Genomic DNA, 26,629 nt, shown 5'->3' with positions numbered 1-26,629 from the left:
GGCCGTTCGGGCCGGGCTTGCCCGGAGCGGGCTTCTTGCCGCCCTGGGCGACGTCGACGGGGAGCATGACCAGCGCGGTCGTGCCACCGGAGTCGGACGGGCGCAGCTGGATGCGGATGCCGTGCCGCTGCGACAGACGACCGACCACGAAGAGGCCCATGCGGCGGGAGACGGAGACGTCCACGGTGGGCGGCGAGGCGAGCCGCTCGTTGATCGCGGCGAGGTCCTCGGGGGAGAGGCCGATACCGGTGTCGTGGATCTCGATCAGCACCCGGCCGTCGGGCAGGGCGTGACCGGTGACCTTGACCTTGGTCTGCGGGGAGGAGAACGAGGTGGCGTTCTCAAGGAGCTCGGCGAGCAGGTGCACGAGGTCGTTGACCACACGGCCGGCCACTTCGGTGGTCGGCACGGAGGCCAGCTCGATGCGCTCGTACTGCTCCACCTCGGACGCGGCGGCACGGAGCACGTCGACCAGCGGGACCGGGCGGGTCCAGCGACGGCCGGGCTCCTCACCCGCGAGGACGAGGAGGTTCTCACCGTTACGGCGCATACGCGTCGCGAGGTGGTCGAGCTTGAACAGCGAGGAGAGCTGGTCCGGGTCGGCCTCGCGGGACTCCAGTTCGGAGATCAGCGAGAGCTGGCGCTGGATGAGGCCCTGGGAGCGGCGCGAGAGGTTGGTGAACATCGCGTTGACGTTGCCCCGCAGAAGGGCCTGCTCGGCGGCGAGGCGGACCGCCTCGCGGTGCACGTCGTCGAAGGCCGCGGCCACCTGGCCGATCTCGTCCCGGGAGTGCACACCGACCGACTCCACGGACGTGTCGACGTCCTGCGGGTCGGACTCGGACAGCTGCTTGACCAGCTCGGGCAGCCGGTCCTGGGCGACCTTGGTGGCGGTCTCCTCCAGGCGGCGCAGCGAGCGGATCATGGAGCGGGCCACGACGAAGGCGCCGACCAGCGAGACACCGAGCACGAGCAGGATGAGCGCACCGGAGATGATCGCTTCGCGCTCGGACTCGTTGCGCAGCTCGCGGGCCTTCTGCTCCATGTCCTCCAGCAGCGTCGTCTCGATGGCGCGCATCTGCTGGATCTTGGTGGTGCTGTCGTCCACCCAGTCCCGGTACGAGCGCTTGTCCAGCGACTGCAGACCGGTGGGGGAGGTGAGGGCGCGGTTGGCGTAGGTGTCGCTGGCCTTGATCGTCGCGTTGCCGTCGCCGATCGGCTTCAGGAGCTCCTCGGCGCCTTCAGTGCCGTAGATGCTCTTGAAGCTGCGCAGCTCGGACTTCTGGCTCTCCAGTGCGGAGTCGGCGTACAGCCGGTCGTTCTCCGACAGGTCGCTCTTGGCGGTATTGCTCGCCGGGAGCGCCGCGGCGAGGACCGCGCGCTGGATGGAGGCGTACTCCTTGGCCGAGGAGAAGGCGGCCAGCGCACGCGTGCTCTGGATCATGTCCGGGTTGCTGGTCGCCTCGGCCATGTCCTGCGAGAGGTCCAGCAGGTGGGTGATCACCCGGTGGTAGGCCTCCACGGTCTGCGTGGAGTTGCCGTCGGCCTGGTAGGCGTCGTTGCGGACCTCGGAGAGGCTGCCCAGTTCACGGACGAGCTGGACGATGTTGTCGCGGACGCCCTTGAGGTTGCCGTCCTTGCTGCTGTTGTCGATCTCCTCGGAGGCTTCGACGAAGCTGTCCCGGGCCCGGTCCGACTTGTCCCGGTAGCCCTTGACCGTGTAGTCGGTCGCCTTGGCGCCGTGTGCGAGCGGACCGGCGGACTGGTCGCGCTCCTCCTGGAGCGCGGCGGCGAGCTCGGTGGCCCGCTTGGTCATGTCCGTCAGCAGCTTCATGTTCTCCAGCTGCTGGATGTCGTCCATGTTGTCGCTGATGCGCAGGGCGCCCAGCGAGGTGGCCGCGACCACCGGCAGGGTCAGCAGTGCCACGAGGCGCGTGGAGATACGCCAGTTGCGCAGGGCTATTCGCGAGCCGGGGCCCGAGGACCCCTTCGAAGGCTTCTTGGCCGGCGGCGGTGGGGTGGGGCCGCCCGTTCCCGGGGACGCCGACACGGCGGGGCGCCCGGAGCGCTCGCCGCCGTCGACCGACTGGGCCGGGCCCGGGTTCTGGGCGTGCTGGGGCGAGGGACCTCGGTCGGTCCCGCCGTGCTCCGGCTCTGCCGAAGCGCTGCCATCCCTCTTGAAACGTCCCTGCACTAGCGTCGCAACCTCTGGACCAGGCGCCCTTCCGCGTGAGCGGACGAGCACGGTGTCGGCGTAGCAGGGAGCATCCTGAGCACGCTCCCTGATGGTGTTGATGGACCGGCGCTGGCTCCCCCTTCTCACCGCCACTCGGCGCTCGATGCGCCCCCTGTGCGCCGGCTCGATCCTGCGGCGGTCCGTGGAATTCCAGCACAGTGCAGGATCTCCAACAAGGCCCGTAGGTCGAGCCGTGACATACGTGACACCACGTGAGGGCGAGATTACCAGCCGTAGAAACTTATCCCACCCATAACGGACTTATACCCGCGAGCCGCTCATGGGTGAAAGGTGTCCCAGTCGCCATGATCAGGAGCGGAATGATGGGTTCAGGGGGGCAATGTCCGTTTCATTGGGATCGATTGCCGGTCTGAATTGACCGATTTATCCCTGGATCCGTGAGGAAACTCACATACAGATCGAGGGTCCTGGCGACTTCCCGTGGGAATCGCGTGTTTAGCCTGACGCTTTACAAGAGGAATGCTTCTGCCAACTCGCGCCCGGACCGAGGCCCCACGAGGCCGGTCCCGGCGCTTCGTCACGACAGGACTCAGTGCAACCGTGAAGACGACGACGATGTTCCGCACGATAGCCAACCCGCGGCGCACGACGCTGGCGCACCTCGCCGACGCCGACGAACTGCAGACCCCGCAGCACCCGGAGCACTCCGTCGACCTTCCTGCTCAGACCGCGAACCCCAGGCGCACCATCCTCGAAGAGATCCCCGTCACCGCCACCGCCCAGTAGTACGCGGGCGAACGACCGGTCGTTCAGTCACGTACGAACTCTCGGTCCGGATCCGATCGGCACGCCGGTTCCGTACGAGGGCCAGGGCGCCCGCGTAATGCGCGAGGCGCCCGCCCCACACCGCGCTAGCCTGGAGCGTCAGACTCCAGCAGGTTCAGTGAGGGGCGCCAGGATCCCGTGCGTATCGCCAGATTCTCCATCGACGGGAACGTCGCCTTCGGCGCGGTCGAGGGCGACAGGCCGGACGAGCTAGTCCTCGACATCATCAAGGGCATCCCGTTCGCGGACTTCGAGCTCTCCGGTACGAAGGTCCCGTTGAGCAAGGTGAGGCTGCTGCCGCCGGTCCTCCCCAACAAGGTGGTGGCGTTCGGCCGCAACTACGCCGAGCACGCCCGCGAACTCGGCAACGACGTGCCGGACGCCCCGTTCGCCTTCTTCAAGCCGTCCACCGCGGTGATCGGCCCCGGCGACGAGATCCAGTACCCGTCCTTCACCGAGGACCTCCACCACGAGGCCGAACTGGCCGTCGTCATCGGCCGTATGTGCCGCGAGGTCCCGCGCGAGCGCGTGAAGGACGTGATCTTCGGCTTCACCTGCGCCAACGACATCACCGCCCGGGACGTCCAGAAGCGCGAGAAGCAGTGGGCCCGGGCCAAGGGCTTCGACACGTCCTGCCCGCTGGGCCCCTGGGTCGAGACCGGCCTGGACGTCGAGACCGCGTCCGACCTGACGATCCAGCTCACGGTCAACGGCGAACAGCGCCAGCTCGGCCGTACCAGCGAGATGATCCACTCCATCGAGGACCTGGTCGTCAACATCTCCGAGGCCATGACGCTGCTCCCCGGCGACGTCATCCTCACGGGCACCCCGGCAGGCGTCGGGCCCCTCAACGTCGGCGACGAGGTCGCCGTCACCATCGAAGGCATCGGCACTCTCACCAACAAGGTTGTCAAGCGTGGCTAGCGCACCCGGCTCTCCCGTACGCGTCCGTTTCTGCCCCTCGCCCACCGGTAACCCCCATGTGGGCCTGGTCCGCACCGCCCTGTTCAACTGGGCGTTCGCCCGGCACCACCAGGGCACTCTGGTCTTCCGTATCGAGGACACCGACGCGGCCCGCGACTCCGAGGAGTCGTACAACCAGCTGCTCGACTCGATGCGCTGGCTCGGCTTCGACTGGGACGAGGGCCCCGAGGTCGGAGGCCCGCACGCACCGTACCGCCAGTCGCAGCGCATGGACCTCTACAAGGAGGTCGCGCAGAAGCTCCTGGACGGCGGCCACGCCTACCGCTGCTACTGCTCGCAGGAGGAGCTGGACACCCGCCGCGAGGCAGCTCGGGCGGCGGGCAAGCCGTCGGGTTACGACGGCCACTGCCGCGACCTCACCGCCGAGCAGGTCGAGGAGTACAAGGCGCAGGGCCGTGAGCCCATCGTCCGCTTCCGGATGCCGGACGAGACGATCACCTTCACCGACCTGGTCCGCGGCGAGCTGACCTTCACTCCGGAGAACGTCCCGGACTACGGCATCGTCCGCGCCAACGGCGCGCCTCTCTACACGCTCGTCAACCCGGTCGACGACGCCCTCATGGAGATCACCCACGTCCTGCGCGGCGAGGACCTGCTCTCCTCGACGCCCCGCCAGATCGCCCTGTACAAGGCGCTGACCGAGCTGGGCATCGCCAAGCAGATCCCGGCCTTCGGCCACCTGCCGTATGTGATGGGCGAGGGCAACAAGAAGCTCTCCAAGCGCGACCCGCAGTCGTCGCTGAACCTCTACCGCGAGCGCGGCTTCCTGCCGGAGGGCCTGCTCAACTACCTCTCCCTGCTCGGCTGGTCGCTCTCGGCCGACCAGGACATCTTCACGATGGACGAGATGGTCGCGGCGTTCGACGTCGCGGACGTGCAGCCCAACCCGGCCCGCTTCGACCTGAAGAAGTGCGAGTCGATCAACGGCGACCACATCCGCCTGCTCGATGTGAAGGACTTCACCGAGCGCTGCCGCCCGTGGCTCCAGGCCCCGTTCGCCCCCTGGGCCCCGGGGGCCTTCGACGAGGTGAAGTGGCAGGCGATCGCCCCGCACGCGCAGACCCGCCTGAAGGTCCTGTCGGAGATCACGGACAATGTCGACTTCCTGTTCCTCACGGAGCCGGTCTTCGACGAGGCGTCCTGGACGAAGGCGATGAAGGAGGGCTCGGACGCCCTGCTCCGCACGGCCCGCGAGAAGCTGGAGTCGGCCGACTGGTCCTCCCCGGACTCTCTGAAGGAGGCCGTCCTGGCCGCCGGCGAGGCCCACGGCCTCAAGCTCGGCAAGGCCCAGGCCCCGGTCCGTGTCGCCGTCACCGGCCGCACGGTCGGCCTGCCGCTCTTCGAGTCCCTGGAGGTCCTGGGCAAGGAGACGACCCTGGCCCGGATCGACGCGGCGCTGACGAAGCTGGCCGCATAACGCATTCACAGCGGGGCGGCGTCCGGTTCGGGCGCCGCCCTTCGCATGTCCGCCCAGCCGTCACCCGGAGTTCACCCTTCCGGCCAACAGCCGCTTGCCGAGCGGACGTTGGATGCTCCCCGTGCACATGATGCGCGTGTGCACCTTGTCGTAGGGGGAGGAGAACGTGACTCGTTCACGAAGACTTGCCAAGGTGGCGCTCAGCGGGGCGGTGGCCCTGACGTGTGCCCTGCCGATCACACCTGCGCAGGCCGCGGACTCGCCCGTGGGGACGGTCCAGCTCAGCACGGAGAGGCAGATCGAGATCGCGTACGGGTGGGCCGGCGTGTCCGGATTCCAGTACCGGCCCGCCATCGGTGGCCCCGCCACCCGGGTGGAGTACCCGAACGTCGTACCGCCCGCGCACGCCGGCCCCGACGACCTGGCCACCGGCACCGATGTCGTCACCACCCGCAGCGACTTTGCCGTGACCCAGCGGCACCGCTCCACGAACGTCACCGCCACCGTCACGATCCCGTCCGGCCAGACCTACGCGGCCGCCGTCGGCTGGAGCGTGCTCACCCGGGACACCACCGGCGCCCTGCACGTACTGCGCGCCGCCGCCGACGGCACCACCGCGGACCTCCCGGTCACCGGATTCCCCACGGGAGCTCAGCCCACCGCCTACGTCACCGGCGGCTCGGTCAGTCGGCTCGCGGTCGTCTACAAGCTGGACGGCACGACCTCCGCCGGCCTCGTCGACCTCGCGGGCGGAGCCTTCCGCACCTACGTGAGCGGCCTGTACGCGGACTCAGGGGTCGTCTTCAACGACCGTTGGCTCGTAGCGGGCTGGAAGGCGATCCGGGTCGACGCCGAGCCCGGCACCGAGCCCACCTCGTACCCTCCCGGCCCCGGCCAGGTCGAAGCCGTCGTCGGCGACCAACTCCTCTTCGGCAACCCGGACTTCGTCGAAGTCGGCACCAAGCCCGCACTGAGCGCACGCTCCCTGGTGACCGACGCCGTCAGCACCGTGCTCAGTTCGTCCTTCGGCGGGATCGGCCCGACCCTGGACGGCGGCGCGCTCGCCACCGCCGGACCCTCCAGCCTCGACTGGAACATCCACCGCATCACGCCCACGCAGGACGGCGCGGTCACCACCGAGAAGGTCGCCCGGATCCCCGCCTACGCCGTCCCCGTCGACGGACTGGCCCTGGCCGGCGGCGAGTTGTTCCTGTACGGCGGGACGACCGGCGGCGGCTACGCCCGCTTCAACAGCTTCCAGCTCGACGCGACGGGCAGGCCCACCGGTCAGCAGACCCCTCGCAGTCCCGCACTGAACGGGACCACCTGCCTCACCGGCGACGCCGCCTGCCCCCAGCTGGAGGCCCTGGGCGACGGCCGCGTCTCCTATCTGTGGACCAATGCCGAGGGCAAGGAGTCCGTCCTCAGCGTCGGCCTCGACACCACGACCATCCGCAACGAGCCCACGGACGGCGACTCCGGCGGCCGTATCCCCAGCGGCAGCGGCCGTTACGTGCTCTACAACGGAGGCTCCGGCACCCAGCGGGTCGTCGACTTCCCGGGCGCCACGAACGACGGCGCGACCACCCTTACCCGCGCCCGCACCGCCGCCGCGGTCTGGGGCCAGGTGATGTGGACCCCCGGCACCACCCAGGGCTCCGTCGTCGGCACCCACCTCAAGACCGGCCAGACGGTCGCCACGGTGGCCACCGGAGCGTCCTGCACGCCCGCCGACATCCAGGCGGTCAACACCTGGCTGTACTGGTCCTGTGGCACTTCCGCGGGCGTCTACGACCGGGCGACCAACCGGAAGATCACGGTCCCGGCCGACAACGGGCCGGCCCGCCTCGCCGACGGCTACCTGCTGCGTGAGAACCGCACCACCCACGAGCTGCTGCTCACCGACTTCCACACCGGCACGGCAGCCACCCGCACCTTGCTCAGGCTGCCCACCGCGGACTGGAACACCGGCGGCAGCAACGGCCGCTGGGCCGTCGACCGCTTCGGCGGTCACATCGCCTACCTCAACGGCACATCCGGCGAGGTGTCGACCGTGGGCAGCGGGGTCCCCGCCTCCGCGCTCGCGCAGATGGAGGCCCAGACCGACCCCGTGCCAAGCGGACCTACCAAGTCGAACCCCTGGCAGCCCGTCTGGCAGCTCAACAAGCCCGCCACCTGGACACTCACCTTGAGCAACAGCGGCGGCACGGTCGTACGCCCTCTCACCGGCGCCACGAAGGGGGCCGCAGCACGCGCCGCCTGGGACGGCAACTGGGACGACGGCCGCCGGCTCACCGGCACGTACACCTGGAAGCTGACCGCGGAACCCCGTGACGGCCTGGGACCAGCCGTCACCGCGACCGGCACGACCACGGTCAACTGACGGACAGGTTCGCGCCGTCCGCGTTACCGTCGGATCATGAGTACTCGGCCGATCAAAGCCGTGGTCTGGGACGTCGACGACACCCTCTTCGACTACACCGCCGCCGACCGTGCCGGAATTCGGGAGCACCTGCTGGCCGAGGGTCTGCTCGACGGGTACGACAGTGCCGAGCAGGCCCTTGTGCGCTGGCGGGTGATCACCGACGCGCAGTGGGCGCGGTTCTCGGCGGGGGAGGTCACCTTCCAGGGCCAGCGACGCGACCGTGTGCGGGTGTTCCTCGGGCAGGAGCTGACCGACGCCGAGGCCGACGCCTGGTTCGAGCGGTACATCGGGCACTACGAGACCGCCTGGGCCCTCTTCCCGGACGTCCTGCCCGTCCTGGACGTCCTCGCCGCCAGCCACCGGCACGCGGTGCTGTCCAACTCCAGCATCCACGTCCAGGACCGCAAGCTGCGGGTGCTCGGTGTGCACGACCGCTTCGAGGCGATCCTGTGCGCGGCCGAGCTGGGCGTCTCCAAGCCGGAGGCCGGCGCCTTCCACGCGGCCTGCGCGGCCCTGGAGCTCGCCCCGCACCAGGTGGCGTATGTCGGCGATCACCCGGAGATCGACGGGCGCGGTGCCGCGGACGCCGGGCTGCTGTCGGTGTGGATCGACCGTGACGGCGCGTACACCAGCGACGACGCGGCCGCCCCGGCGAACGGCAGCCCGCACCGGATCGCCACCCTGGCCGAACTCCCCGCGCTCCTTGGCTCGGATACCCGTTTTGGAGCCCCGTCCACCTTCGGGTAATGTTCTTCCTGCGCCGCCGGAGAGCGGGCCGAAAGGCCGGAAACCCGGAGGAGCAAACTAGAACAAGATCCCCCTCAGGGGCTTGCGTTCCAGTGGCCTATGGTGTAATTGGCAGCACGACTGATTCTGGTTCAGTTAGTCTTGGTTCGAGTCCAGGTAGGCCAGCTCGCAGAGCTCATCTGCAACGCCCCCGTTGTGTAGCGGCCTAGCACGCTGCCCTCTCAAGGCAGTAGCGCCGGTTCGAATCCGGTCGGGGGTACTGATTCCGATCATGTCGGGATCGCTAGGGCCCCCGTTGTGTAGCGGCCTAGCACGCCGCCCTCTCAAGGCGGTAGCGCCGGTTCGAATCCGGTCGGGGGTACTGACTGGTCTAAACCACATTGGTCTATGGTGTAATTGGCAGCACGACTGATTCTGGTTCAGTTAGTCTTGGTTCGAGTCCAGGTAGACCAGCTCGGACCTGCGGCGGTGTAGTACTAAACGCCAGCAGGCTCCACGCCCCCGTTGTGTAGCGGCCTAGCACGCCGCCCTCTCAAGGCGGTAGCGCCGGTTCGAATCCGGTCGGGGGTACAACATGAAGGCCCTTCGCTTCGGCGGAGGGCCTTCGTCGTGCCCGGTGCGGATCACTCGAAGCCGTATCGCCGCGTCGTCTCCTCCTCCTGGGCCAGCCGGTGCAGCGCCTGCAGCACCGGCTCGTTGAGGATCGCCCCCAGGATCGCGAACTCGATCCGTTCCGCCTCCGATGCGTACGTCTCCATGTTGTCCAGGTCGAGGGCGGCCGTCCGGTGCATCAACTCGGCGTACGGCGCGAGCAGTTCGGCCCCGAAGCCGTAACCGAGCCGGCGGAACGCCGCCACCGCCACCACCAGTGAGCGGTACGCGGGGGAGATGGTCGCGAGCTGCTTGGCGTTCTCCCAGCCGAGCTGCTCCATGAGCAGGGTGACCTCCTCGTGCGCGGCCCGGACGTACTCGTCGTCCTCGTCCGGCTCCGGCACTTGCGGCAGCGCCCACATCGCGGCGCCCAGGCGGATCGCGCGGGGCAGGGAGTCGTCGTCGACATGCCCCAGCACCTCCCTGACCGTCGCCACCGGAACCCGGCCGACCTGGATCATCGCGCGGATCAGCCGGAGTCGGCGCAGGTGCTCCTCGTCGTACTCGGCGGTCGTCGTGTTGATCTGGCGGCCGGGCGGCAACAGCCCTTCGCGCAGGTAGTACTTGATCGTCGCGGTGGACACCCCACTGCGCTCACTGAGCTCCGCCAGCCGCATCTCTTGCGCCTCTCCTTGGGAAGTGCCACTATCCAAGCACCGACCAGAAGGATAACGCCGCTATCCGATGAAGGAGTGAGGCTGTCATGTTCGCGAAGCCGGTGCCGGGCCGTACGACCGCGGATACCGAGGGCGATGTGGTGGTCCTGCTGATCGGGATGCGGGTCAATCACTTCTGGGCGGTGCACCAGTGGCTGCCGGTCATGCTGTCGATGTTCCGCATGCTTGGGGAGCTTGCGCGGGACGCTGACCGGGGGCTGCTGGGGCGCGTGATGCTGACGGCCTCGCCGCGGACGTACTACGTCGTCCAGTACTGGGAGTCCAAGGAGAAGCTCTACGCCTACGCGCATGCGCCGGAGATGTTCCATCACCGGGCCTGGGCGGTCTTCAACCGCAAGGAGAAGGCGGGGAAGGCGCGCGGGCATGTGGGGCTGTGGCACGAGGCGTACGTCGTGCCCGAGGGGTCGTACGAGTCGATCTACTTCGACATGCCGGCGTTCGGGCTCGCGGGGGCCCACGGTCAGGTGCCGGTGGAGCGGCGGGGGCGGTACGCCAAGGATCGTTTCGCGTACCGGTCGGCGGCCGGGGCGGAGCAGAAGGCGGCCGAGAAGGCCGGGTGACCAGGGGGGGATCCGGGGGGGATCGGGGAGGGCCTGCCGCGGCGTTGAGGCGGGCCCTCCCCGCTGACGTTCCCGTGTGGTCCGGTACGTCAGCCCGTGCGGCGCAGGGCCTCGGAGAGGCGGGCGGCGGCGTCGATGACCGCCTGGGCGTGCATACGGCCCGGGTGACGGGTCAGGCGCTCGATGGGGCCGGAGACCGACACGGCGGCCACCACGCGGTTGGAGGGGCCGCGGACCGGCGCGGAGACGGACGCGACGCCCGGCTCGCGCTCGCCGATCGACTGGGCCCAGCCGCGGCGTCGTACGCCGGACAGGGCGGTGGCCGTGAAGCGGGCGCCCTGCAGGCCCCGGTGCAGGCGCTCCGGCTCCTCCCAGGCCATGAGGATCTGGGCCGAGGAACCCGCCTTCATCGTGAGCGTCGAGCCGACCGGGACCGTGTCCCGCAGGCCGGACAGGCGTTCCGCCGCGGCGACGCAGATGCGCATGTCGCCCTGGCGGCGGTAGAGCTGTGCGCTCTCGCCGGTCACGTCACGGAGATGGGTGAGGACCGGGCCCGCCGTGGCGAGGAGACGGTCCTCACCGGCGGCCGCGGCCAGCTCCGCGAGCCGAGGGCCCAGAATGAACCTGCCCTGCATGTCACGCGCCACCATGCGGTGGTGTTCCAGAGCCACGGCCAGTCGATGGGCCGTGGGTCGTGCCAGTCCGGTGGCCGAGACGAGCCCTGCGAGGGTGGCCGGACCGGACTCCAGGGCGCTCAGGACAAGGGCTGCCTTGTCCAGAACGCCGACGCCGCTACTGTTGTCCATGAAACGATACTCGCGTCTCACTCTGTGAAACGCAAGTTCAATTTTCCGTGGAACACGCCACTCTGGAAGAACGAAGGCAGAGCGGCCCGCGAAACGAAACGGGCCCGGCGGCGGGCGTCCGTACACAGGGGCGCGGGCGGCAGTCGCCTCCTCAAGATCTCTAGTTGGGCCGGCGGACCGTAAGCCGGCCGGAGGGAAAGCGATGGGTAGGACACTCGCGGAGAAGGTCTGGGACGACCATGTCGTCCGGCGCGCCGAGGGCGAGCCCGACCTCCTCTTCATCGATCTGCACCTGCTGCACGAGGTGACCAGCCCGCAGGCCTTCGACGGCCTTCGCAAGAGCGGTCGCCAGGTGCGCCGCCTCGACCTGACCATCGCCACCGAGGATCACAACACCCCGACCCTCGACATCGACAAGCCCATCGCCGACCCGGTCTCCCGGGTCCAGCTGGAGACGCTGCGCAAGAACGCCGCCGAGTTCGGCGTGCGCCTGCACCCGCTGGGCGACGTCGAGCAGGGTGTCGTGCACGTCGTGGGCCCGCAGCTGGGCCTGACCCAGCCGGGCATGACCGTCGTCTGTGGCGACTCGCACACCTCCACGCACGGCGCCTTCGGCGGTCTGGCGTTCGGCATCGGCACCTCCCAGGTGGAGCATGTGCTGGCCACCCAGACGCTGCCGCTGGTCCGCCCGAAGACCATGGCCATCACGGTCAACGGCGAGCTGCCTGAGGGCGTCACCGCCAAGGACCTGATCCTGGCGATCATCGCCAGGATCGGCACGGGCGGCGGCCAGGGCTACGTCCTGGAGTACCGCGGCGAGGCCATCGAGAAGCTCTCGATGGAGGCCCGGATGACCATCTGCAACATGTCGATCGAGGCCGGCGCCCGCGCGGGCATGATCGCCCCCGACCAGACCACCTTCGACTACCTGGAGGGCCGCCCGCACGCCCCCAAGGGCGAGGACTGGGACGCGGCCGTCGCGTACTGGAAGACGCTGAAGACCGACGCGGACGCCGAGTTCGACGCCGAGGTCGTCATCGAGGCCGCCGAGCTGTCGCCGTTCGTCACCTGGGGCACCAACCCGGGCCAGGGCGCGCCGCTTTCGGCGTCCGTCCCCGATCCTGCTTCGTACGAAGACGCTTCGGAGCGCCTCGCCGCCGAAAAGGCCCTGGAATACATGGGGTTGGAGGCCGGTCAGCCGCTGCGCTCCATCAAGGTGGACACCGTCTTCGTAGGCTCCTGCACCAACGGTCGTATCGAGGACCTGCGCGCCGCTGCCGAGCTCGTCAAGGGCCGCAAAGTCGCTGACGGCGTACGGATGCTGGTCGTCCCCGGCTCCGCGCGGGTGGGGCTGCAGGCCGTCTCCGAGGGCCTGGACGTCGTTTTCAAGGACGCCGGCGCCGAATGGCGGCACGCGGGCTGCTCCATGTGTCTCGGCATGAACCCGGACCAGCTGGCCCCCGGTGAGCGCTCCGCGTCCACCTCCAACCGCAACTTCGAGGGCCGGCAGGGCAAGGGTGGTCGTACGCACCTGGTGTCTCCGCAGGTCGCCGCCGCGACCGCCGTGCTGGGCCACCTGGCCTCCCCGGCCGACCTGTCCGACGCCGAGACCCGTACGCCCGCTGGAGTCTGAGAGTCATGGAAGCATTCACCACGCACACCGGCCGGGCCGTTCCGCTGCGCCGCTCCAACGTCGACACCGACCAGATCATCCCTGCTCACTGGCTCAAGAAGGTCACGCGGGACGGGTTCGAGGACGGGCTGTTCGAGGCCTGGCGCAAGGACCCGGAGTTCGTCCTCAACCGGCCCGAGCGCGAAGGCGCCACGGTGCTGGTCGCCGGCCCAGACTTCGGCACCGGCTCCTCCCGTGAGCACGCCGTGTGGGCGCTGCAGAACTACGGCTTCAAGGCCGTCATCTCCTCGCGCTTCGCGGACATCTTCCGCGGTAACTCGCTCAAGAACGGCCTGCTCACGGTGGTTCTGGAGCAGAAGATCGTGGACGCGCTGTGGGAGCTCACGGAGAAGGACCCGACGGCCGAGGTCACTGTGGACCTTGAGGCTCGTGAGGTGCGCGCCGAGGGCATCACCGCCCCCTTCGAGCTGGACGAGAACTCCCGCTGGCGGCTGCTGAACGGCCTCGACGACATCTCGATCACCCTCCAGAACGAGGACGACATCGCCGCCTACGAGGCGAAGCGGCCGTCGTTCAAGCCGCGCACGCTCCAGATCTGAGCCGAAGCCGCTCCGGTTCGCCCCCCGGCTCGAACGCAAGGCGACTTTCGGACACCGAAGCACCCCCGCAGTACCCCCGATCAGCCCGATCGGGGGTACTGCCATGTCTGCACCCGAACGGTCCTGTGCCGACGCCGCGCACAACTCAACTTCCCACGTTAAAGCGGGTGTTGCACGGGTACACGAGTGGTGCGATCGAGGCTTTCGCAAGTGCTCCGAAGGCCATTTGAGGCTGGAGTTGGACCCCTGGCAGGCGACAACTCGCCCCAGATGGCACAATCTGTGCATGGAACACGACGGCCAACTTGAGCTCTATGCGGCAGTCGCGGACCAACTGAAGGAAGCGCACACAAGAGTGCGCGCACTGCAAGTCCCGGAGGGCGTACGGATGGCGCTGACCCGGAAGCTGCTGGTCATTACGGCCGCGGCCAAGCACGACGTCGCCGAAGCGACAAGGCGTCTGGAGCGGTTCATCGCGGACCTCGACGCGGGGCGATTCCCCGAAGAGGAACGCTGAGAACACCTTCGAGACAGTCGAGTCTGTTGCGGCACAAGGGTGATTAGCCCGTTTCGTGTTTGATTTGCGGTATATATCTGCCTAACGTGCGAAAAAGCTTGAACACTTTCGTTCTGGCGATGTCTCCGAAGGGGAAGACGTGAACAAGGCGCAGCTCGTAGAAGCGATTGCCGACAAGATGGGCGGCCGCCAGCAGGCCGCCGAGGCTGTCGACCACGTACTGGACGCGATCGTCCGCGCGGTCGTCGCTGGTGAGCGGGTCTCCGTCACCGGCTTCGGTTCGTTCGAGAAGGTCGACCGTCCGGCCCGTTACGCCCGCAACCCTCAGACGGGCGAGCGGGTTCGGGTCAAGAAGACCTCCGTTCCGCGATTCCGTGCGGGTCAGGGCTTCAAGGACCTGGTGAGCGGCTCGAAGAAGCTCCCGCGGGGCGGCGAGGTCGCCGTCAAGAAGGCGCCCAAGGGCAGCCTGACCGGTGGTGCCGCGGCGACGGTCAAGAAGGCCGCCGCGAAGAAGACCACCAAGGCGGCCGCGGCGAAGAAGGCGACTGCGAAGAAGACGACGGCCAAGAAGACCACGGCTGCCGCCAAGAAGACCACGGCGAAGAAGACGACGGCGAAGAAGACCACGGCCGCCGCCAAGAAGACGACCGCGGCGAAGAAGACCACCGCCAAGAAGGCGACGGCCAAGAAGGCGCCGGCGAAGAAGGCGACGGCCAAGAAGGCGCCCGCCAAGAAGTCGACGGCTCGCAAGACCACCGCCAAGAAGGCGACCGCTCGCAAGAGGTAGGACCGCATCAGGGGCACTCACGCGCCGGGCCGGACTCCGTGTGGAGTCCGGCCCGCGGCGTGTTCGCGTGCGGTTTCAGAACGTCTGCAGCGTCACCAGCGTGATGTGCAGTGACTCGCCCTTGCCCTCGGTCTCGATGCGGACCCGTTGGCCGGGGCGCAGCAGACGGAGGCCGCCGGCGTCGAAGGCGGGGGCGTCGAAGGGGACGGGGGTGCCGTCGTCCAGGAGGACGCTGCCCGAGCGGGATTCGGCGTCGTAGGTGTATGCGGTGGCCTGCATGGTGGTCAGCCTACGACGGGTCGTGTTTCGGGTGCGGCGCCGTGGGGGCCGGTCGCGCAGTTCCCCGCGCCCCTATAGGGCGTGGCAGCTGCTGCTCGTCGATCAGTAGGCGTGCTGCTGCCGCTGCTGTTCGCGGGCCCACGCCCAGGGCCAGTGCGGCCCGTAGATCCTCGCCGGTGTCCACGTCCTGGCGTACTGAATCCACCTCGCCGAGGTCGAGTTCCATCGCGCCGGACTCGCGATGGCGGGCGCGGGAATCCGTGCCGAATGCCGGGCGCAATTCGTGGCCGGGGGCAGCGGCCAGCAATGTGGTGCCGATCTCGGCGGCATCGGGGAGAAATGCGCGCGGGAATTCCGCCGCCGAGTCCAGGACCCGGGCCAATTCCAAGGGGCGCAGGGCGGGGAGATCGGCGTTCAGTGCCGCTACGGCGCTGTCGGGGCGGGAGGCGCGGACGACCGCTGCCGCATGCGCCAGTGCCGCGTTCAGGCCGCCGCCAGGCTCGTCGGGGACGATGTGCGCGCCAAGTGCGCCCAGCTCGCGGCCCGCCTGGGCGTCGTCCGTGACGACTGCCACATCCTTCACGGCCGGGCAGGCCAGTGCCGCGGCCACGGTGTCCTGCGCGAAGGCGAGGGCCAGGCCCGGGCGCAGCCCGTCCGCCGCGGTGTCCGAGAGCCTGCTCTTGGCCCGCGCCAGGGGTTTCAGGGGTACGACCAAGGTCCACTGCACCAGCGTTCCGTCCCTCTCTTGTCGCGGCCATTGTCACTCAGCCGTCACCAGCGCCATCTGGTGGTGGCTGTGGCGAGGCGTACGGTGTTCTCGACAGACCGGCGGCCTGGGGTGACACTTGTGCGGCCCACCGGCCCGACGTCCTTGACCCCTAGAGGAAGGTGCACGCGTGCCCCGCCGCAGAATCGGCTTCTGGTACCGCTTCGCCGCGGTGATCTGCAAACCACCGCTGGTGGTTCTGATCAAGCGGGACTGGCGTGGAATGGAGCACATTCCGGCCGAGGGCGGATTTATCACCGCGGTGAACCACAATTCGCACATCGATCCCTTCGCGTACGCGCACTTTCAGTACAACACCGGCCGGGTCCCGCGATTCCTGGCGAAGAGCGGGCTTTTCAAGAAGGGATTCGTCGGCGCTGCGATGCGCGGCACCGGGCAGATCCCCGTCTACCGGGAGACGACGGACGCGCTGAGCGCCTTCCGCGCCGCGATCAACGCCGTGGAGCGCGGCGAGTGCGTGGCGTTCTACCCGGAGGGCACCATCACCCGGGACCCGAACCAGTGGCCCATGACCGCCAAGACCGGTGCCGCACGCGTCGCCCTGCAGACCAAGTGCCCGGTGATCCCGGTCGCGCAGTGGGGGGCCAACGAACTGCTGCCGCCGTACGCCAAGAAGCTCAACCTCCTTCCGCGCAAGACGCACCAGGTGCTCGCGGGCCCGCCCGTGGACCTCTCCGGCTTCTACGACCAGGAGATGACCCCGGAGCTGCTGAAGGAGGCGACCGAGGTCATCATGGCCGCCATCACCCGCCAGCTGGAGGACATCCGCGGCGAGAAGGCGCCCGACACCCCGTACGACCCGCGCCAGGAGCGCATCGAGCAGCGACGCAGGACCGCCGCGCAGAACAGGCGGGCGCAGCAGGCGAAGGCCGAGCAGGAAGAGGGGCAGGGCACGTGAGCAAGCCCGTCAAGGCGGCAGTTCTGAGCGCCGGTTCGTGGGGCACGGCCTTCGGTATCGTCCTCGCCGACGCGGGGTGCGAGGTCACCCTGTGGGCCCGTCGCGCGGAGGTCGCCGAGGCCATCAACTCGACCCGGACGAACCCCGACTACTTCCCCGGCGTCGAGCTCCCGCAGGCCGTGCGGGCGACCACGGACCCCGCCGAGGCCATGGCCGGCGCCGACTTCACGGTGCTGTCCGTCCCCTCCCAGACCCTGCGCGCCAACCTCGCCGAGTGGACGCCGATGCTGGCGCCGGGCACGGTCCTGGTGTCGCTGATGAAGGGCGTCGAACTCGGCACCACCATGCGGATGAGCGAGGTCATCGAGGACGTGGCCAAGGTCGGCCAGGACCGCATCGCCGTGGTCACCGGCCCCAACCTGGCCCGCGAGATCGCCTCCCGCATGCCCGCCGCGGCCGTGGTCGCGTGCACCGACGAGTCCGTCGCCCAGCGTCTCCAGGCCGCCTGCCACACGCCGTACTTCCGGCCGTACACCAATACGGACGTGGTGGGTTGCGAACTGGGCGGAGCCGTGAAGAACGTCATCGGCCTCGCCGTCGGCATCGCGGACGGAATGGGCCTCGGCGACAACGCCAAGGGCTCGCTGATCACCCGCGGGCTCGCCGAGACCACCCGGCTGGGCCTCGCGATGGGTGCCGACCCGCTGACGTTCTCCGGACTCGCGGGCCTCGGCGACCTGGTGGCGACCTGTTCCTCGCCGCTGTCCCGGAACCACACCTTCGGCACGAACCTCGGCAAGGGCATGACGCTGGAGGAGACCATCGCGGTCACCAAGCAGACCGCCGAGGGCGTCAAGTCCTGTGAGTCCGTGCTGGATCTGGCCCGTCGGCACGGCGTCGACATGCCGATCACCGAGACGGTCGTCGGCATCGTGCACGAGGGCAAGCCGCCGGTCGTCGCTCTCAAGGAGCTGATGTCGCGCAGCGCGAAGCCCGAACGACGCTGAGCGACGCCCGCCCGGGCACGCTGTCTCAGGGCCCTACCAACGGGTACTCTCAACGCGATATGAGCACCGAGAACCTCCCCCAGAGCCCTGGCCAGCCGCCCCGCAAGCCGCGCGTGGCCGTCGTGTTCGGCGGTCGCAGCTCCGAGCACGGGATCTCCATGGTCACCGCAGGCGCCGTACTGCGCGCGATCGACCGGACGAAGTACGACGTCCTGCCGATCGGCATTACGCAGGGCGGCCGATGGGTGCTCACCGCCGACGAACCGGAGCGCATGGCGATCACCGAACGCCGTACGCCCAACGTCGAGCAGATGGCGGAGTCGAGCGAGGGCGGCGTGGTGCTCCCCGTCGACCCCGCGAACCGCGAAGTCGTCTACACCGAGCCCGGATCGGTGCCCAAGGCGCTCGGCGAGATCGATGTGGTCTTCCCGGTGCTGCACGGCCCCTACGGCGAGGACGGCACCCTCCAGGGGCTGCTGGAGCTCTCCGGTGTCCCGTACGTCGGTTCGGGCGTGCTCGCCTCGGCCGTCGGCCAGGACAAGGAGTACATGAAGCGGGTGTTCACCTCGTTCGGGCTCAAGGTGGGCCCGTACGTGGTGATCCGGCCGCGTGAGTGGGAGCAGGACGAGTCCGCCGCCCGCAAGAAGATCATCGACCTCGCCGGCGACCACGGCTGGCCGTTGTTCGTGAAGCCCGCGCGCGCGGGTTCGTCGATCGGCATCACCAAGGTCGAGGACCTCTCCGGCCTGGACGACGCGATCGCCGAGGCCCGGCGGCACGACCCGAAGATCCTGGTCGAGGCGGCGCTGCGCGGCCGTGAGATCGAGTGCGGTGTGCTGGAGTTCGAGGACGGCCCGCGCGCCTCCGTCCCCGCGGAGATCCCGCCGCCGGACACGCACGCGTACTACGACTTCGAGGCCAAGTACATCGACTCCACGCCCGGCATCGTCCCGGCACCCCTCACGCCTCAGGAGACGGCCGAGGTGCAGCGCCTGGCCGTGGACGCCTTCGAGGCGGCCTCCTGCGAGGGCCTGGTGCGCGCGGACTTCTTCCTCACCGAGGACGGCGAGTTCGTGATCAACGAGATCAACACGATGCCCGGTTTCACGCCGATCTCGATGTACCCGAAGATGTGGCAGGCCAGCGGGATCAGCTACCCGGACCTGATCGACCGGCTGATCCAGGCGGCACTGCGCAGGTCGACGGGCCTGCGCTGAACCCCGCGGCGCTCAGTAGGTCGTCCGCTTCGGAATCGCCTTCTTGATCGCCGACGCCAGGTCGATCAGCACACCCGAGCTGTCGCGCCCGGCAGGCACCGTCACCTCGACATACGCGTTTCGATTGGCGGTGGTGAAACGATGCGCCCCGCCGTCCTGTTTCTCCATCAGCCAGTCGACACCCTCGACCCCACCCGGAACCGCGTCGGCGTCGTGTCCCTCGGCCACGTCGGGGTCGACCATCTTCGGCGGTCGCGTGACCCCGCACCGCAGTATGATCGCCGGGTCCCCCCAGCCCGCGGTCAGCGCGGACGCGGGCGAGGGGTCCTCGCGGCGCACACCGTCCACCTTGGCCGGCAGTACTTTGTCCAGCTTCCGGCACAGCCCGGCCACCGTCGTGTCGGGGCTGGGAACCGCGGCCGACCCGCTGTCGTCTGCTGATGAGCAGCCCGCGGCGGTGATCAGCAGGACGAGTGCGGGCAGCCCGAGGACAGAAGTGTGCCGGTGACGGAAAGAGTTCACCGGCCAAGGGTAGACGGGGGCTACAGATGGACGACCGGGCAGGTCAGGGTGCGGGTGATGCCGTCCACCTGCTGGACCTTCGCGACCACCATGCGACCCAGATCGTCGACTGTGTCGGCCTGGGCGCGCACGATGACGTCGTAGGGTCCCGTCACGTCCTCGGCCTGGATGACTCCAGGGATCTTGCTGATCGTCTCGGCGACGGTCGACGCCTTGCCGACCTCCGTCTGGATCAGGATGTACGCCTGTACCACGGAACCTCCAGGGCGGCCACGAGGATCATGTGGGGAAAAGGAACGCCACGGTATCGCGTCGCCGCTCGTCGCGGGGAGACCTGCGGTGGCCGGGGCTCGCGTGCCGGGGCCGAGAACCTGTCCGCAGGCTCTCGGGCACGACAGAAGTTGACGTACACCTCGACCGTAGCGAGGACCGTAGTGACGCGCGACCGGGTGCGGACAGGGACAGAAGGGGCGTAAGGGTAATGAAGGGCACTGTTGGTGAGCTCGGTGAGTTCGGGCTCATCAGGGAGCTCACCTCCCGTCTGACCACCACCCCGGCGGTCCGGGTCGGCCCGGGCGACGACGCCGCGGTGGTGGCCGCGCCCGACCGCAGGGTCGTGGCCAGCACCGACATCCTGCTGGAGGGACGGCACTTCCGCCGCGACTGGTCCACGGCCTACGACGTCGGCCGCAAGGCCGCCGCGCAGAACCTCGCGGACATCGCCGCCATGGGCGCCGTACCGACCGCGCTGCTGCTCGGCCTGGTCGTGCCGGCCGAACTCCCGGTGACCTGGCCGAGCGAGCTGATGGACGGGCTGCGCGACGAGTGCCAGGTCGCGGGCGCCTCCGTGGTCGGCGGGGACGTCGTACGGGGCGACACGATCATGGTGTCGATCACCGCGCTCGGCGATCTGCGCAACCAGGAGCCGGTCACACGGGCTGGCGCGCAGCCCGGCGACCGCGTCGCCGTGACCGGCTGGCTGGGCTGGTCCGCCGCCGGATACGCCGTGCTGGCCCGGGGATTCCGCTCGCCGCGTGCCTTCGTGGAGGCGCACCGGCGTCCCGAGCCGCCGTATCACGCGGGCCCGGCCGCCGCCGCGCTCGGCGCGACCGCTATGTGCGACGTGAGCGACGGGCTGATCGCCGACCTCGGACACATCGCCGAGGCCAGCAAGGTCCGTATCGACATCCGGTCCGGCGCGATCGACATCCCGACGCAGATGAACGACATCGGCCAGGCCGTCGGCGTCGACCCCATGCAGTGGGTGCTGACCGGGGGAGAGGACCACGCGATCGTGGCCACCTTCCCGCCGGACGTGAAGCTCCCGGCCCGCTGGAAGGTGATCGGCGAGGTCCTCAACCCCTCCGCGCTGCCCCAGGTGACGGTCGACGGGGCGCCGTGGACCAAGAAGGGCGGCTGGGACCACTTCGGCGGGGACATCGAGTCATGATCCCGCGCGTTCTCACGGTGGCGGGCTCCGATTCCGGCGGCGGCGCGGGCATTCAGGCCGACCTGAAGACGATGCTCGCGCTCGGCGTGCACGGCATGAGCGTGATCACGGCGGTCACCGCCCAGAACTCCCTTGGTGTGCAGGGCGCCTGGGAGTTGCCGGTGGAGGCGGTGCGGGCGCAGTACCGCAGTGTCGTCGACGACATCGGCGTCCAGGCGATCAAGACGGGGATGCTCGCCTCGGCCGAACTCGTGGAGGCGGTCGCCGAGTTGATCGGCGGCACGGACGCGCCCGCCGTCGTTGACCCGGTGGGCGTCTCCAAGCACGGCGACTCGCTGCTGGCGGCCTCCGCGCTGGACTCCGTCCGCACCAAGCTGCTCCCGGTCGCGACCGTGGCGACGCCGAACCTCGACGAGGTGGCCCAACTCACCGGGGTGCACGTCGAGTCCGAGGACGACCTCAGGCGGGCCGCGGCGGCCGTGCTGGCGTACGGGCCCCGCTGGGTCGTCGTGAAGGGCGGCCACCTTTCGGGGGACGCCCTGGACCTGCTCACCGACGGCTCCGAGGAGCACTGGCTGCGCGCCCCGCGCCACGACAACCGGCACACCCACGGCACGGGCTGCACCCTCGCCTCCGCGATCGCGTCGCAGCTCGCCAAGGGACAGTCCGTGCCGGAGGCGGTGGCGGCGGCCAAGGAGTACGTCACCGCGGCGATCGTCGCCGGATTCGCGCTCGGCGGCGGAATCGGGCCGGTCGACCACGGCTGGGCCCTGAGGGCCCGCGCATAACCCGTCACACCGGGTACTCCGGCAACTTGATGTTGGTCGCCGACTTCTCGGTGAGCCGCTTGAAGAACGCCGCCAGCGGGCGGGAGGCGAGCAGCCGGTACATCCGGTCCCGGCTGCGGATCCGCCGCTCGGTGGCCGGCGCGAAGAACGGGCCCGCGTTGCCCGAGGTCTTCTGGCAGCCCTTGGCGAAGGCCGTGATCCGCGACTCGTACGCGGCGAACGCCGTACGGTGATCGCCGCCGGCCAGGGCGAGTTCACCGGCCAGGACATACGCGCCTACGACCGCCACCCCCGTGCCCATCCCGCCCATGGTCGCCCCGTACCCGGCGTCCCCCAGCAGCGCCACACGCCCTCGGGTGAGCCGTTCGACGTGGATCTGGGCGATCGCGTCGAAGTACAGGTCGTCGGCCGTCTCCAGGGCCTTGAGGACGTTCGGCCCCTCCCAGCCCATGCCCGCGAACCGGTCGGCGAGGATCCGCTTCTGTGCGGCCACGTCCTGGCGGTCGTACGACAGCCGCTCGGACCGGAAGACCAGCAGCGCGCCCGCACGGTCGGGATCGCCGTCGTAGTTGCCGATCGCGATCGCCCGGCCGGGCTCGCTGTAGACCCGGCCGGTGCGGTCCAGGCCCAGGTGGTTGGGGATGCCGAAGCCGGCCACGTAGTGGTCGAAGAAGCGCAGGTGGCCGGAGTTCTCGCCGAACGCGAGGGAGCGGGTGTGGGAGTGCAGGCCGTCCGCGCCGATCACCAGGTCGAAGCGGCGGGCGGGGCTGCGGTCGAAGGTGACGTCGACACCGTGGGGCGTGTCGGTGAGCGTGGCGATCGAGTCGCCGAAGATGTACTCCGCGCGGTCCCGGGTGCGTTCGTACATCAGGCGCGCGAGTTCGCCGCGGAAGATCTCCACGTCGCCGCTCATCATCTCCGACGGCAGGTCGACCTTCGGGGCGCCGTTCGCGTCGACGACCACCTGCCGCCCCATATGGGTCTGGCGGGCGTGGATCTCGTCCCAGATGCCCATCTCGGTGAGCACCTTGCGGTGCACATGCCCCCGGAAGTCGACGGCGAATCCGCCGCCGCGCAGCTCGGGCGCCTTCTCGACGACGGTGACCCGCGCGCCGTGGCGGAGCAGATTCAGCGCGAGGGCGGGTCCGGCGACGCTGGCGCCGGAGATCAGGACGGTGAGATGGCTGAGGTCGTGGGTCGCGTTCGTCGCGCTCGTCGTGTCGGTCGTGTTCGCCGTGTTCGCCGTGTTCGTCATGTACGGCAGCCTCGGTGGTGCCGCTGACCGCCCTCCTACCGTTCGCTGACCGCCGCTGACCGCAGGGCGCGGCCCTGTTCGAAGGCCTTGCCGTAGGCCTCGGGGGACAGCCTCGCGTGTACCGCCCGCCGAGTCCGTACGACATCGGGGTCACCCTCGGCCGAGGCGCCCCGCAGGCCCTCGGCGGCGCCCAGGAGTTCGGCCGCGCGCTCGGGGTGCGGGGCGACGGAGGCCAGGGCGTCGGCGGCGGCCGCCAGGGCGAGGGCGTCGGGCGAGTCCAGGGCGTGGGTGCGGGCCTGTGCGAACCAGCCGCGGGCCTGGTCGAGGTCGCCCTCGGCAGCGGCCGTGCGGCCGAGGCCGATGAGGATCAGGACCGTCTCGCCCACACTGAACCAGTTGGCCGCGCAGGCCTGAAGCGCGCTTTCGTAGTGCACGCGCGCGTGGGCGGTGTCCCCGGTCAGCCGGGCCGCGTCGCCGAGACCGCGCCGGGCGGCGGCCACCTTGTCCGGAGCGCCCGCCTCACGGGCCAGGTCGGCGGCCTGCGTGAAGTGGCCCGCGGCCTCTTCGGCGTCGCCGCGGTGGAGCAGCACGGTGGCCCGGGAGCGCAGCAGGTCGGAGGTCTCCTCGGGTGCGTCCAGTTCTCGGACGTACCCCAGCCCCTCGTCGAACAACTCCAGGGCGCGGTCGTACTCGCCCCGTCGGCCCGCGAAACCGCCCAGCGGATCGAGGCAGTTGGCCATGCCCCAGCGGTCCCCGGTCGCACGGAAGCCGGTCAGCGAGCGCGCGAAGGCGGCCTCGGCGGCCACGGGGTCGCCGGTGAACTGGTCCCGGTAGGCGAGCCCCAGGTCCAGCAGCGCCCTGCCCCACGGTTCGCCGCGCACCTGCACGGCGAGCAGGTCGTCGGCCACGGCGTACAGCGGTCCGGCGGCCAGCGACCACAGGACCATCATGAACGGGAGCCGCAGCGGCTTGTCCATGGTGTGCATGAGGGCGGCCACGCGCGCGATGCGGCCGGGTTCGCCGGGGTCGTCGCCGCGGCCGGTGACCGTGTTCATCAGGCACAGGGCGTACTCCTCGGCCAGTCCCGGGGGCGGCGTCCCGCCGACCGCTGCCAGGAGCGCGCGGGCCAACGGCACCTGCTCGCCGTGCGGGGTACGCAGCCGCCAGAACCACGACAGGGCCGCCATCAGCCGCAGGGCGTCCTCGGGTGCGGCGGCCACCAGGTGCCGCAGGGCCGCGTCCAGGTTGTCCCGCTCGGCGTCCAGGCGGGCCAGCCAGGGGAGTTGCCCACCGCCGCGCAGACAGGGCTCCGCGCGCTCGGCCAGCGCCCGGAAGTACGCGGCGTGGGCGTCCCGCCACCGGTGCTCGTCGGCGGCGTCCACGCGCTGCCCGGCGGCGAACGCACGGATGGTCTCCAGCATCCGGTAGCGCCCCTCGGACACCTCCAGGAACGACTTCTCCACCAGCGAAGCCAGCAGATCCTCCGGATACGCCGTCGCGCACACCGCCTCCACGGCCTCCAGGGTGGCCCCGCCCGCGAACACCGTCAGCCGCGTCGCGAGCTCCCGCTCCTCCTCCTCCAGCAGATCCCAGCTCCACTCCACGACGGCACGCAGCGTGCGATGCCGGGGCGCCTTGGAGCGGTCGCCGCGGGACAGCAGACGGAACCGGTCGTGGAGGCGGTCGGCGAGCTCGTCCGGGGTTAGGGTGCGCAACCGGGCCGCCGCCAGCTCGATGGCGAGGGGCAGCCCGTCCAGGGCGGCGCAGATGTCGGCCACACGCGTGTGCCCCTCGAATCCGGGACGCACCGCCCGCGCGCGGTCGAGGAAGAGCCGCCCGGCGGGCTCCGGCGGCAGCGGCGGCACCGGGATCAGCACCTCACCGGTGATCCCGAGGGACTCACGGCTGGTGGCGAGCACCCGCACCCCGGGGCACGCACCGAGGAGCAGCGCCACCAGCCGGGCCGCGTCCGCCACGAGATGCTCGCAGTTGTCCAGGACGAGAAGCAGCTCGCGCTCCTCCAGCGCGGCCGACAGCCGCTCGGTGCCGTCCGTCGCGGGCGTCCGGAAGCCGTCGCGCACACCGAGGGCGACCAGGACGGCGTACGGGATCTGCGCACCGTCGGTGAGGGGCGCCAGCTCGGCGTAACAGACGTCGGCGTGCCCGCTCGCCACCTCGATGGCCAGCCGGGTCTTGCCGGCGCCGCCGGGGCCGGTGAGCGTGACGAGACGGGAGCCGTCGAGCGCCGAGTCGATCTCGGCCAGTTCGGCCTCGCGGCCGACGAAACGGGTGAGCTGGACGGGGACGCTTCGGCGTTCGCTGTGCTGCCCCTGGAGCAGCTCCAGATGCAGCGCGGACAACTCGAGCGACGGGTCGGCCCCCAGCTGCTCCGCGAGCGCCCGCCGCGCCTCCTCGAACACCGTCAGCGCCTCCGCGGGCCGCCCTCCCGCGTGCAGCGCCCGCATCAACTGCCCGTACAGCCGCTCGCTGAGCGGGTGCGCGGCGAGCAGGGACCGCAGCTCCGGTACGAGATCGGAGCCGCCGCCGAGTGCCAGATCCGCCTCGATCCGGTCCTGGACGGCGGCCGGCCTGAGCTCTTCGAGCCGGATGCGCTCGGCGTGCGTGTCCGGCAGGTCGGGCAGCGCCGGGCCGCGCCACAGGGAGAGCGCCTCCCGGAGCAGACGCGCCACGCGCGCGTGGTCACCGGCGGCGAGCGCGGCCCGCCCCTCGCGCGCCAGGCGTTCGAAGCAGTGGGCGTCGACGGATTCGGGCGGAACGGTGATCCGGTAGCCGGCCGGCCCCGCCTCGATGTCCGTGTGCGGGGCCAGGCGCCTGCGCAGACGGGAGATCTGCGACTGGAGGGCGTTGGCGGCTCCGGCGGGCGGCTCGGCGCCGTACAGGCCGTCGATCAGACGCTGCGGGGACACCGCGTGACCGGCGTCGAGGAGCAGCAGGGAGAGCAGCGCACGGGGGCGGGGTCCGCCGGGGTCCAGTGGCGTGCCGTCGTCGGTGCGTACGTCCAGGGGGCCCAGGATGCCGAAGCGCATGCCCCGGATTCTGGCAGGTCAGTGTGGTGGAGGGAGCGGGGTCGGGGGAGCGGGGTCGGGTCAGCCGGTTGTCAGGTACGGCAAAAAGCCGGCCCACCCTCAGGTGGACCGGCTCTGTGCAGCGAACCAGCAGTGGCCGCGCGCTTAGCTGTGCGTCAGCGCGAGACCTTGCCGGCCTTGATGCACGAGGTGCAAGCGTTCACGCGCTTCGGCGTCCCGCCGACCACGGTACGCACGCGCTGGATGTTCGGGTTCCAGCGGCGGGACGTACGGCGGTGCGAGTGCGAGATGTTGTTGCCGAAGCCCGGCCCCTTGCCGCAGACGTCGCAGTTGGCAGCCACGGGTCACTCCAAAGACTTCAGATGCACTTACGGTTAATCCCGGCATGCCGGGATCGAGATCTAGGATCTGAGATCTGAGTGGCGCTGCCAGGGGAACGGCCCGATGTGGATCGGGCAACCGGAGCAGCATACAACGGCTGCGCCAGTGGAACGAAACTACCATGGCTGCTCAGGGGCCCGCTCCCGGCCCTCTTCCGGCGCCGAGCGGCCCTG

The 26,629-nt window shown here is 70.0% G+C and carries 25 protein-coding genes and 5 tRNA genes; 20 read left to right on the top strand and 10 right to left on the bottom strand.

What is annotated here, in order from left to right; genetic code table 11:
- A partial coding sequence (locus tag POF73_RS26400) for a sensor histidine kinase (RefSeq protein ID WP_272120214.1) occupies positions 1–2,194 on the bottom strand: 2,194 nt, incomplete at its 3' end.
- A gap of 603 nt (positions 2,195–2,797) precedes the next feature.
- Between POF73_RS26400 and POF73_RS26395 the strand changes: the two genes are divergently transcribed.
- The 10 genes from POF73_RS26395 to POF73_RS26350 all read left to right on the top strand — a co-directional run bounded on the left by POF73_RS26395 (position 2,798) and on the right by POF73_RS26350 (position 9,165).
- Complete coding sequence (locus tag POF73_RS26395) at positions 2,798–2,983, top strand: hypothetical protein (RefSeq protein ID WP_272120212.1); 186 nt, start codon at positions 2,798–2,800, stop codon at positions 2,981–2,983.
- A 177-nt stretch (positions 2,984–3,160) separates the two neighbouring features.
- Positions 3,161–3,946 carry a fumarylacetoacetate hydrolase family protein gene (locus POF73_RS26390; RefSeq protein ID WP_272120210.1) on the top strand — a complete coding sequence of 262 codons (786 nt, stop codon included), beginning with the start codon at positions 3,161–3,163 and terminating at the stop codon, positions 3,944–3,946.
- Positions 3,939–5,423: a glutamate--tRNA ligase gene (gene gltX / locus POF73_RS26385; protein WP_272120208.1), complete on the top strand. Its 1,485-nt coding sequence runs from the start codon at positions 3,939–3,941 to the stop codon at positions 5,421–5,423. The genes POF73_RS26390 and gltX overlap by 8 nt, the downstream gene beginning before the upstream one ends.
- A gap of 166 nt (positions 5,424–5,589) precedes the next feature.
- A complete protein-coding gene (locus POF73_RS26380; protein ID WP_272120206.1) occupies positions 5,590–7,806 on the top strand; it encodes a hypothetical protein in 2,217 nt (738 codons plus the stop codon).
- Positions 7,807–7,842: 36 nt separating this feature from the next.
- Entirely contained in the window at positions 7,843–8,595 is a 753-nt protein-coding gene (locus POF73_RS26375; protein WP_272120204.1) for an HAD family hydrolase, read from the top strand.
- A 93-nt stretch (positions 8,596–8,688) separates the two neighbouring features.
- Positions 8,689–8,760, top strand: a tRNA-Gln gene (locus POF73_RS26370).
- A 21-nt stretch (positions 8,761–8,781) separates the two neighbouring features.
- Positions 8,782–8,854: transfer RNA gene (locus POF73_RS26365), tRNA-Glu, on the top strand.
- Positions 8,855–8,883: 29 nt separating this feature from the next.
- Positions 8,884–8,956, top strand: a tRNA-Glu gene (locus tag POF73_RS26360).
- A gap of 20 nt (positions 8,957–8,976) precedes the next feature.
- Positions 8,977–9,048, top strand: a tRNA-Gln gene (locus POF73_RS26355).
- A gap of 44 nt (positions 9,049–9,092) precedes the next feature.
- Positions 9,093–9,165: transfer RNA gene (locus tag POF73_RS26350), tRNA-Glu, on the top strand.
- A gap of 53 nt (positions 9,166–9,218) precedes the next feature.
- Here the strand turns inward: POF73_RS26350 and POF73_RS26345 are convergent.
- Positions 9,219–9,863, bottom strand: coding sequence for a MerR family transcriptional regulator (locus POF73_RS26345; RefSeq protein WP_272120202.1), 645 nt, complete (start codon positions 9,861–9,863; stop codon positions 9,219–9,221).
- A gap of 86 nt (positions 9,864–9,949) precedes the next feature.
- Between POF73_RS26345 and POF73_RS26340 the strand changes: the two genes are divergently transcribed.
- On the top strand, positions 9,950–10,483 hold the full coding sequence (locus POF73_RS26340) for a DUF4188 domain-containing protein (RefSeq protein ID WP_272120200.1): 534 nt from the start codon (positions 9,950–9,952) through the stop codon (positions 10,481–10,483).
- A gap of 89 nt (positions 10,484–10,572) precedes the next feature.
- Here the strand turns inward: POF73_RS26340 and ndgR are convergent, their stop codons facing one another.
- Positions 10,573–11,289, bottom strand: coding sequence for an IclR family transcriptional regulator NdgR (gene ndgR, locus POF73_RS26335; RefSeq protein ID WP_031485194.1), 717 nt, complete (start codon positions 11,287–11,289; stop codon positions 10,573–10,575).
- A 202-nt stretch (positions 11,290–11,491) separates the two neighbouring features.
- Here ndgR and leuC point away from each other — a divergent pair, with 202 nt between their 5' ends.
- From leuC to POF73_RS26315, 4 genes are all read left to right on the top strand, one after another.
- A complete protein-coding gene (gene leuC / locus POF73_RS26330; RefSeq protein ID WP_272120194.1) occupies positions 11,492–12,922 on the top strand; it encodes a 3-isopropylmalate dehydratase large subunit in 1,431 nt (476 codons plus the stop codon).
- Positions 12,923–12,927: 5 nt separating this feature from the next.
- Positions 12,928–13,521, top strand: a complete 594-nt coding sequence (leuD, locus tag POF73_RS26325; RefSeq protein ID WP_272120191.1) for a 3-isopropylmalate dehydratase small subunit — start codon at positions 12,928–12,930, stop codon at positions 13,519–13,521.
- A 286-nt stretch (positions 13,522–13,807) separates the two neighbouring features.
- On the top strand, positions 13,808–14,038 hold the full coding sequence (locus POF73_RS26320) for a hypothetical protein (RefSeq protein WP_093910159.1): 231 nt from the start codon (positions 13,808–13,810) through the stop codon (positions 14,036–14,038).
- A gap of 139 nt (positions 14,039–14,177) precedes the next feature.
- Entirely contained in the window at positions 14,178–14,825 is a 648-nt protein-coding gene (locus tag POF73_RS26315) for an HU family DNA-binding protein (RefSeq protein WP_272120187.1), read from the top strand.
- A 75-nt stretch (positions 14,826–14,900) separates the two neighbouring features.
- Here the strand turns inward: POF73_RS26315 and POF73_RS26310 are convergent, their stop codons facing one another.
- Together POF73_RS26310 and cofC are read right to left on the bottom strand one after the other, a co-directional pair.
- Entirely contained in the window at positions 14,901–15,104 is a 204-nt protein-coding gene (locus tag POF73_RS26310) for a hypothetical protein (protein WP_272120185.1), read from the bottom strand.
- A 10-nt stretch (positions 15,105–15,114) separates the two neighbouring features.
- Positions 15,115–15,831: a 2-phospho-L-lactate guanylyltransferase gene (gene cofC, locus POF73_RS26305; RefSeq protein WP_272120183.1), complete on the bottom strand. Its 717-nt coding sequence runs from the start codon at positions 15,829–15,831 to the stop codon at positions 15,115–15,117.
- A 169-nt stretch (positions 15,832–16,000) separates the two neighbouring features.
- Here cofC and POF73_RS26300 point away from each other — a divergent pair, with 169 nt between their 5' ends.
- From POF73_RS26300 to POF73_RS26290, 3 genes are read left to right on the top strand one after another with little or no spacing between them, the layout of a single operon-like run.
- Positions 16,001–16,789 (top strand): lysophospholipid acyltransferase family protein, encoded by a 789-nt coding sequence (locus POF73_RS26300; RefSeq protein ID WP_272120181.1) that lies wholly within the window; start codon positions 16,001–16,003, stop codon positions 16,787–16,789.
- Positions 16,786–17,796 (top strand): NAD(P)H-dependent glycerol-3-phosphate dehydrogenase, encoded by a 1,011-nt coding sequence (locus POF73_RS26295; RefSeq protein ID WP_272120179.1) that lies wholly within the window; start codon positions 16,786–16,788, stop codon positions 17,794–17,796. Before POF73_RS26300 ends, POF73_RS26295 begins: the two co-directional genes overlap by 4 nt.
- Positions 17,797–17,855: 59 nt before the next feature.
- Complete coding sequence (locus POF73_RS26290) at positions 17,856–19,013, top strand: D-alanine--D-alanine ligase family protein (RefSeq protein ID WP_272120177.1); 1,158 nt, start codon at positions 17,856–17,858, stop codon at positions 19,011–19,013.
- 12 nt (positions 19,014–19,025) lie between these two features.
- On the opposite strand, the gene POF73_RS26285 is transcribed toward POF73_RS26290, so the two are convergent.
- Together POF73_RS26285 and POF73_RS26280 are read right to left on the bottom strand one after the other, a co-directional pair.
- Positions 19,026–19,535 (bottom strand): DUF3515 domain-containing protein, encoded by a 510-nt coding sequence (locus POF73_RS26285; RefSeq protein ID WP_272120175.1) that lies wholly within the window; start codon positions 19,533–19,535, stop codon positions 19,026–19,028.
- A 20-nt stretch (positions 19,536–19,555) separates the two neighbouring features.
- Positions 19,556–19,789: an Lrp/AsnC family transcriptional regulator gene (locus POF73_RS26280; protein WP_003997603.1), complete on the bottom strand. Its 234-nt coding sequence runs from the start codon at positions 19,787–19,789 to the stop codon at positions 19,556–19,558.
- Between the two features lie 227 nt (positions 19,790–20,016).
- Between POF73_RS26280 and POF73_RS26275 the strand changes: the two genes are divergently transcribed.
- Positions 20,017–20,985 (top strand): thiamine-phosphate kinase, encoded by a 969-nt coding sequence (locus tag POF73_RS26275; protein WP_272120170.1) that lies wholly within the window; start codon positions 20,017–20,019, stop codon positions 20,983–20,985.
- Positions 20,982–21,773: a bifunctional hydroxymethylpyrimidine kinase/phosphomethylpyrimidine kinase gene (gene thiD / locus POF73_RS26270; RefSeq protein ID WP_272120167.1), complete on the top strand. Its 792-nt coding sequence runs from the start codon at positions 20,982–20,984 to the stop codon at positions 21,771–21,773. The genes POF73_RS26275 and thiD overlap by 4 nt, the downstream gene beginning before the upstream one ends.
- 4 nt (positions 21,774–21,777) lie before the next feature.
- On the opposite strand, the gene POF73_RS26265 is transcribed toward thiD, so the two are convergent.
- The 3 genes from POF73_RS26265 to rpmB all read right to left on the bottom strand — a co-directional run bounded on the left by POF73_RS26265 (position 21,778) and on the right by rpmB (position 26,416).
- Positions 21,778–23,028 (bottom strand): FAD-dependent monooxygenase, encoded by a 1,251-nt coding sequence (locus tag POF73_RS26265; RefSeq protein WP_272120165.1) that lies wholly within the window; start codon positions 23,026–23,028, stop codon positions 21,778–21,780.
- Between the two features lie 35 nt (positions 23,029–23,063).
- Positions 23,064–26,075 carry a BTAD domain-containing putative transcriptional regulator gene (locus POF73_RS26260; RefSeq protein WP_272120163.1) on the bottom strand — a complete coding sequence of 1,004 codons (3,012 nt, stop codon included), beginning with the start codon at positions 26,073–26,075 and terminating at the stop codon, positions 23,064–23,066.
- Positions 26,076–26,230: 155 nt separating this feature from the next.
- Positions 26,231–26,416, bottom strand: coding sequence for a 50S ribosomal protein L28 (gene rpmB / locus POF73_RS26255; protein ID WP_003993230.1), 186 nt, complete (start codon positions 26,414–26,416; stop codon positions 26,231–26,233).
- Positions 26,417–26,629 lie beyond the last annotated feature (213 nt).

Origin of the sequence: Streptomyces sp. HD (genome assembly GCF_028369295.1) — a bacterium.
Lineage (GTDB): Bacteria > Actinomycetota > Actinomycetes > Streptomycetales > Streptomycetaceae > Streptomyces.
This window is presented reverse-complemented; position numbering and strand designations above follow the sequence as displayed.

Excerpts from the sequence above, each read along its gene's own strand:
- POF73_RS26375 (WP_272120204.1), top strand. The coding sequence starts at position 7,843 with ATGAGTACTCGGCCGATCAAAGCCGTGGTCTGGGACGTCGACGACACC.
- POF73_RS26345 (WP_272120202.1), bottom strand. The coding sequence starts at position 9,863 with ATGCGGCTGGCGGAGCTCAGTGAGCGCAGTGGGGTGTCCACCGCGACG.
- POF73_RS26340 (WP_272120200.1), top strand. The coding sequence starts at position 9,950 with ATGTTCGCGAAGCCGGTGCCGGGCCGTACGACCGCGGATACCGAGGGC.
- ndgR (WP_031485194.1), bottom strand. The coding sequence starts at position 11,289 with ATGGACAACAGTAGCGGCGTCGGCGTTCTGGACAAGGCAGCCCTTGTC.
- leuC (WP_272120194.1), top strand. The coding sequence starts at position 11,492 with ATGGGTAGGACACTCGCGGAGAAGGTCTGGGACGACCATGTCGTCCGG.
- leuD (WP_272120191.1), top strand. The coding sequence starts at position 12,928 with ATGGAAGCATTCACCACGCACACCGGCCGGGCCGTTCCGCTGCGCCGC.
- POF73_RS26320 (WP_093910159.1), top strand. The coding sequence starts at position 13,808 with ATGGAACACGACGGCCAACTTGAGCTCTATGCGGCAGTCGCGGACCAA.
- POF73_RS26310 (WP_272120185.1), bottom strand. The coding sequence starts at position 15,104 with ATGCAGGCCACCGCATACACCTACGACGCCGAATCCCGCTCGGGCAGC.
- POF73_RS26290 (WP_272120177.1), top strand. The coding sequence starts at position 17,856 with ATGAGCACCGAGAACCTCCCCCAGAGCCCTGGCCAGCCGCCCCGCAAG.
- POF73_RS26275 (WP_272120170.1), top strand. The coding sequence starts at position 20,017 with ATGAAGGGCACTGTTGGTGAGCTCGGTGAGTTCGGGCTCATCAGGGAG.
- thiD (WP_272120167.1), top strand. The coding sequence starts at position 20,982 with ATGATCCCGCGCGTTCTCACGGTGGCGGGCTCCGATTCCGGCGGCGGC.
- POF73_RS26265 (WP_272120165.1), bottom strand. The coding sequence starts at position 23,028 with ATGACGAACACGGCGAACACGGCGAACACGACCGACACGACGAGCGCG.
- POF73_RS26260 (WP_272120163.1), bottom strand. The coding sequence starts at position 26,075 with ATGCGCTTCGGCATCCTGGGCCCCCTGGACGTACGCACCGACGACGGC.